The organism is Chrysiogenia bacterium (genome assembly GCA_020434085.1).
Taxonomy (GTDB): Bacteria; JAGRBM01; JAGRBM01; order JAGRBM01; family JAGRBM01; genus JAGRBM01.
In genome coordinates, this window is record JAGRBM010000512.1 from 1 (window position 1) to 5,886 (window position 5,886).

Annotated in this window: 6 protein-coding genes; 5 read left to right on the forward strand and 1 reads right to left on the reverse strand. The window is 62.8% G+C overall.

Going from position 1 to position 5,886, the window contains the following annotated elements; all coding sequences use genetic code 11:
- Nucleotides 1-887: nitronate monooxygenase (locus KDH09_17240; GenBank protein ID MCB0221445.1), on the forward strand; the 887-nt coding region annotated here is incomplete at its 5' end.
- The gene (locus tag KDH09_17245; protein ID MCB0221446.1) at nt 884-1,459 is read left to right on the forward strand and encodes a hypothetical protein; all 576 of its coding nucleotides are present in this window, start codon (nt 884-886) and stop codon (nt 1,457-1,459) included. The genes KDH09_17240 and KDH09_17245, both read left to right, overlap by 4 nt.
- On the opposite strand, the gene KDH09_17250 is transcribed toward KDH09_17245, so the two are convergent.
- Nucleotides 1,456-3,843: an MMPL family transporter gene (locus tag KDH09_17250; protein ID MCB0221447.1), complete on the reverse strand. Its 2,388-nt coding sequence runs from the start codon at nt 3,841-3,843 to the stop codon at nt 1,456-1,458. The two genes, KDH09_17245 and KDH09_17250, sit on opposite strands and share 4 nt — an antisense overlap.
- A 208-nt stretch (nt 3,844-4,051) precedes the next feature.
- On the opposite strand from KDH09_17250, the gene KDH09_17255 reads away from it, so the two are divergent.
- From KDH09_17255 to KDH09_17265, 3 genes are all read left to right on the forward strand, one after another.
- Entirely contained in the window at nt 4,052-4,423 is a 372-nt protein-coding gene (locus KDH09_17255; GenBank protein MCB0221448.1) for a response regulator, read from the forward strand.
- Nucleotides 4,424-4,496: 73 nt separating this feature from the next.
- Nucleotides 4,497-5,450 (forward strand): mechanosensitive ion channel, encoded by a 954-nt coding sequence (locus KDH09_17260; GenBank protein ID MCB0221449.1) that lies wholly within the window; start codon nt 4,497-4,499, stop codon nt 5,448-5,450.
- 4 nt (nt 5,451-5,454) lie between these two features.
- The gene (locus KDH09_17265; GenBank protein ID MCB0221450.1) at nt 5,455-5,829 is read left to right on the forward strand and encodes a hypothetical protein; all 375 of its coding nucleotides are present in this window, start codon (nt 5,455-5,457) and stop codon (nt 5,827-5,829) included.
- The last annotated feature ends 57 nt before the right edge of the window (nt 5,830-5,886 follow it).

Genomic DNA, 5,886 nt, shown 5'->3' on the forward strand with positions numbered 1-5,886 from the left:
TGATGGGGGTGAGTGATGGGGCGCTTAGCGCCGCGGTGTCGGAGGCCGGCGGGCTGGGGACGGTCTCGACCGCGACCTTCGGTCCCGAGGGCACCCGCAAGGAGATCGCCAAGATCCGCGAGCTCACGCAAAAGCCCTTCGCGCTCAACATGCCGATCTTCCACCCGCAGACGCCAAGGCTCGTGGACATCGCCATTGAAGAGGGCGTGAAGATCGTCACCACGGCGGCGGGCTCGCCCGACAAATACACGCAGCGCTTGAAAGACGCCGGCATCACGGTGATCCACGTCGTCTCCTCGGTGCGCACGGCGATGAAGGCCCAGGACGCTGGCGTCGACATCATCGTGGCCGAGGGCGTGGAATCGGGCGGCAAGGTCAGCCCCGACGAAGTGCCGACCCTCTCGCTTATCCCGCAGGTGGTCGATGTGGTGAAGATCCCCGTTGCCGCCGCGGGCGGCTTCGCCGACGGGCGCGGCCTGCTCGCCGCGCTGGCGCTCGGGGCGCAGGGCGTGCAGATGGGCACGCGCTTTATTGCCACCGACGAGGCCCCCGTGCACGCCAACTGGAAGAAGGTGCTCGTCAACGCCGGCGACGCCAGCACGGCCGTGGCCTGCCGCAAGAGCTCGCCCACGCGGCTCATCCGCAACGAGTTCTTCGCCGAGCTCGACGCCCAGGACCAGCCCGGCAAGAAGGCCATGGACTACATGATGATCCAGGGCGCCGGCATGGCGAAGATCCCCAATGATGCCGAAGGCACCCAGGGCAACTACACCGCCGGTGCCGGCGCGGGACTCATCCATGAAGTCGCGCCGGCGGCGCAGGTGATTGCGAAGATCATGGCTGAGGCGGAGGCGCAGCTTGCCGCGCTGGAGGGGCTGCGGGGGTGAGGCGGACGGCTGTCCTCGTTGCCGCACTCAGCGTGGCGCTCATGGGGAGCTGCATCTCCAAGAAGGTGCCACATTTCCACAAGATTCCGATTTTGGGGGACCTGTTTCTTCCTTATGGGGAATGCCCCACCGAGCCGCGAATTGATTTGAACGAAGAGACGCGCTGCGATGGCGCTGCTGGCGAGCGGTTCGAAGATTGCGGGCACAAGGTGGCGATAACCTTGATGAATGATCGTGCCGCCGGAGGTGGTTCCGTGGGAAAAAATGAAACAACTACATGGTGCGGAGAGGTCGTCGCTGCCGCTGACCGATACCGCGTGTTGGTGACGCAACATCGGATCGGCACAGCCGGGCTCGCCTACTTCTCGCGCGCGTGCCAAAAGGGACCTGTTGGTGACTCAGAGCATCACGTGGGCTTCTGGAAAGCAGGATTTTCCCAGATGGAAGTTTTGCCCGACAATGTCGAATTTGTGACCAAAAGACCACAATATACTTGTGATGAGAGCCGGCATTGCCAGCTGGCAATCAATCCCCCGCTTCCGCCCAATCAGGTTGAGTGCGACGTATTCTAGACCCCAGCCGTCTCCATCACCGCTGCCTCACCCTCTTCCGCGCGTGCCGGAAGCGGCAGCGGCCGCATGAGCACCAGCAGCGCCGGCAGCAGGAAGAGGTCGGCCACCACGGCAAAGGCCATGGTGAGCGAGGTGAGCAGGCCGAAGTTGCGCACCGGTGAGAAGTTCCCCGCAAGCAATACAAGGAACCCGATGGTCAGGATCGTCGAGGTGAAGACGATGGCCGGGCCCACGTGGCGGTGCGCGGCGTGGAGGGCCTTGGTGTAGTCACCGTGAAATTCGAGCTCGCGGCGGAAGCAGCTCAAATAGTGAACCGTGTCGTCGACGACGATTCCCATGGCGATGCCCGCGACGAAGACCGTTCCCGGATCGAGCGAAATGTTCGCATAGCCCATGATCCCCGCCGTCATGGCGATGGGCAGCCCGTTGGGAACCATGGCCAGCAGGGCAAGGCGGAAGTTCCCCGCCAGGATCCACATGAACAGGAAGATCACCGCGAAGGCGCCGCCGAAGCTCTTGGCCTGGCTTGTCATCAGCAGATGATCGAAGCGCCCGTAGAGATCGATGATCCCGGTGATGTGCGTCCGGTAATCGGGCAGCCACTTTTCCAGCGCGTCTTTCATCCGGCTGACCACGCTCTTGTAGTTGGCGCTCTTGCCGCTCATCGCCATGGTGGTGATGCGCAGGCGCGAATACTCGTAGTTGACATACTTTTCGATCTCTTCGTCGCCGCTCATCTCGGCCAGCAGCAGATACTGGGCCACTTCCTCGCGGGTGTCGGGGACGCGGTGCTCGGCGCTATCGCCCGCGTGGAGTTCCTGGTTGATGAGCTTGAGGTAGTCGGCTGTGGAGAGGCTGTTGCTCACCACCGGCAGCGCTTCCATCTTCGCCTGCACGGCGTCGATTTTGCGCAGAAGCTCAGGATCCTTGCCGCCGTCCTCCTCGGTTTGGACGATCACTTCGAGCGGTGCCAGGCCGGTGAGATTGTCCTGAATGAACGTGAGCCCCTGGCGCACCGGGTGCGAGGCGGGAATGAACTCGAGCATGCTGGACTCGACCCGCAGGAAAACAGCCCCGATCAGGCACGCGCCCACGATGCTCAGCGAGGCCCACAGGATCTGCCAGGGATGGTCGGTGGTGAGCTGCGCGGTGCGGGCAAGGAAGGACTGCAGCGGGCCGTCCTTTTCCTCTTCATCCGCCCTGGGGCGCTTCATCCGAATTGTCAGGCGGCGCGGCCTGTCGCCCATGAACGAGAGAATAACCGGAATCAGGATGAGCGTGACGACGTAGGCGAGCATGCAGCCGATGCCCGAGAAAATGCCGAGCTGGCGCATGGGTTCCACGTCGGAAGTAACGAATGAGAAAAAGCCCGCCGTCGTGGTGAGCGAGGTGAACAGGCAGGGGCGCGCCTCATCGGCGATGGTAGCCAGCAGTCGCTCGCGGCGGTCGGTGATGCTCTCTCCCAGCGCGTTGAAGCGCGCGAGGATGTGGACGCTATCGCCGATGGAAACGGCCACCAGAATCGGCACGATCATTCCCACCGCCATGTTGGCGTAGTCGTTGAAGACGTAGAAGATGCCCATGGCGCTCAGCAGCACGGCGAACTGCAGGAATGTGGGGATGAGCGCGTGGCTGGGCCTGCCGAAGATCAGAAACAGCATGAGTGTCGTTGTGACGAATACCAGGGGGAAGAAGGTGTCCTGGTCCTCGCGGCTCAATGCATCGAATTCATAGTCGAGCGCTGGCGCCCCCGAGAGGTAGACCTTGAACTCGGGAAAGCGCGACTGCATGGTGCGCAGCACGTCCTTGACGTCCTCGGTGATGCGCGCCTTGACGGCAATGTCCTCGGTGTCCTCGATGCGTGCAAGGACTGCCACGGACTTGCCGTCGGCCGAGAGAAACTGCCCGATGAAGCTGGGGTCCGCGAGGGCCATGGCCCGGGCGCGGGCGCGTTCCTCGTCGGAGAGCTTGCCCTCGCGCGGAATCAGGGGGTCGATGATCAGCGAGTCATCGTCGCCCTCGATATGGCTGGTGGTGAGCAGGCTGCGCACTTCTTCAATGCCGCGCACCTGCTCGACCCCGTCGACGATCTGCTGCTGGAGCAGAACCGCGCGGGGGGAGAACACGTCGTCTGCGCCGAAGGCGATGGCCAGGAACTCATCGGAGCCGAACTCCTCCTTGAACTGGTCGTAGTAGCGGTAGCTGGGGTCGTCTTCCTCGAACCAGACGGGAAGGGAGTTGTCGACCTGCCGGATGTGGTGCACGCCGTGGGCGATCAGCGGGCCCAGCATCAGGGCCGCCAGAAGAAGTACGAGCGCCCGGTGGCCCAGGGACCACCGGAGGATTGCGACTGCCCATCGCTCAAATTGTTTGTGCTGATTCATAAGAGGAAGCTCCGCCCGCTCCTGCCTGACACTGCAGAGGCTAGCGGAGATCGCGAAAGCACAAGTATGACCTTGGTCATGTTTGCCCCGAAAGCACCCAAACAGGGCTTGCGCAAACTACTGGAAATACTGCAAAATATGCCAGCGGGGACCTAGCCGAACTTGTCAGGGAGGGGCCAAGTGTATTGGCACTGCGGGGAGGCTGCGCGTGGAAAAATGTCTGGTTCTGGCCGTCGATGACATGGCCTACATGGAGAGCTTCTACACCAAGTCGCTGAAGGGGCTTCCGGTGGAGGTTCACTTCGTCTCCAGTGGCGAGGAAGCCTGCCGCGTGGCCGAGAAGCTCAAGCCCCAGCTCATCTTCATGGACTTTCTGATGCCCCGCATGGACGGGGAGGCAACCGCCAGCATCATCCGTCGCATGCCGGGGATGGAAAAGGCGAAAATCATCGCCGTGACCGCCATCGACGAAGGCGAGGCGGCAAGTCTCTCGGGATTCGACGCATTCCTGCACAAGCCAGTGCGCGCCGACGACCTGAGCGATGTGGTCGCGCGATGCCTGGGCGAGGCTGCCGAGTAGGCGCCTTCGCGTTTCCGCAAAACTTCACTAACAATGGTCCCGGGCCGCGCGTGAAGGCGCGCCGGGAGGAACCGTGCCCAATCTGCTCCAATTCGTACTGAGCGCCGAGGACTCTTTCGTCACCCATGCCGGCCGCTTCTGGGACCGCGAGGTCTGGGCCAAAATCCTGTACGTGCTCAACTATGAGATCGTGAGCATCCAGGGCGAGCCGCTCACCCTGCGCAGCCTGCTCATGGCGATCGTCTTCCTGACCATCGGGCTGATGGTCTCCCGGCGCATCTCGCGCATGATCTTCCGCCGCGTGCGCCGCTCAAGGCGCATCCACAGCTCCGCGGCCGAATCGCTGGAAGCGATCACCTACTATACGCTCACGGCCTTCTTCGCCTTCTCGGCCCTGCGCATGGCGAATGTGCCGCTGACGGTCTTCACCGTGGTGGGCGGCGCGCTGGCCATCGGCGTGGGCTTTGGCAGCCAGAACATCATCAACAACTTCGTGAGCGGGCTCATCCTGCTGCTGGAGCGCCCCATCAAGATCGGCGATGTCATCGAGATCGACGGCACCTTCGGTACGGTCGCGAAGATCGGCGCGCGCAGCACGCTGGTTCACACGCCGGCCAACATGCACCTCATCGTCCCCAACAGCTTCTTCCTCGAAAAAGAAGTCCTCAACTGGACCCTCTCGGACAACGTGGTGCGCGTCGAGCTCACCGTGGGCGCGGCCTACGGCTCCCCCACGCGTGAGGTGGAGCGCATCCTGCTGGAGACGGCGAAGGCCAATCCCCACGTGATGAAGAGCCCCGAGCCCTACGCCTTCTTCGAGGATTTTGCCGACAGCGCACTCGTGTTCCGGGTGCTCTTCTGGGTGGACCTCGTCGAAGCGGTCGACCGTCGCATCGTTGCCGGACAGATTCGCCATGCGCTGGACGAGGCCTACAAGGCCGCCGGCATCACCATCGCCTTCCCCCAGCGCGACGTGCATTTGGATAGCCTCAAACCGGTCGAAGTGCGGGTGGTGAAGGATGATTGAGGGCATGGATGCAGAGGAAGAGCAGGGGGCAGAGCACCCGAGTCCGGCGCGCTCGTACAGCTTCTACGCAATCGCTTCACTCGTGATCTGGCTGACTTTCTTCGCGCTCTGGGTCGCGCACGAGAAAGACGCACTCGGCCCCGATCCGGTTGCCACCATGTTGGAAGCGGCCGGAACCATCCTGCTCTGGCCGGTTTATCTCTTCGTCACCTTTGCCGATCCATCGGAGGCACTGCTTGGCATCGGGTTCGGCATGCCGCTGAGTTTCGGTATCTTCTACGCCGCGTATCGCCAGAGCTTTGTCTGGCGCATCTTCTACGTCATCTTCAGCGTCATCTGGGGCCTGATCGGCCTGGCGGTTGCGGCACCCTCGCGCTAGGCGCACAGGCGCCGTTTGCTGAAGCAAGACGAGGCAGGGAGAAGGTAAATGTTGGAA

Excerpts from the sequence above, each read along its gene's own strand:
- KDH09_17265 (MCB0221450.1), top strand. The coding sequence starts at position 5,455 with ATGGATGCAGAGGAAGAGCAGGGGGCAGAGCACCCGAGTCCGGCGCGC.
- KDH09_17250 (MCB0221447.1), bottom strand. The coding sequence starts at position 3,843 with ATGAATCAGCACAAACAATTTGAGCGATGGGCAGTCGCAATCCTCCGG.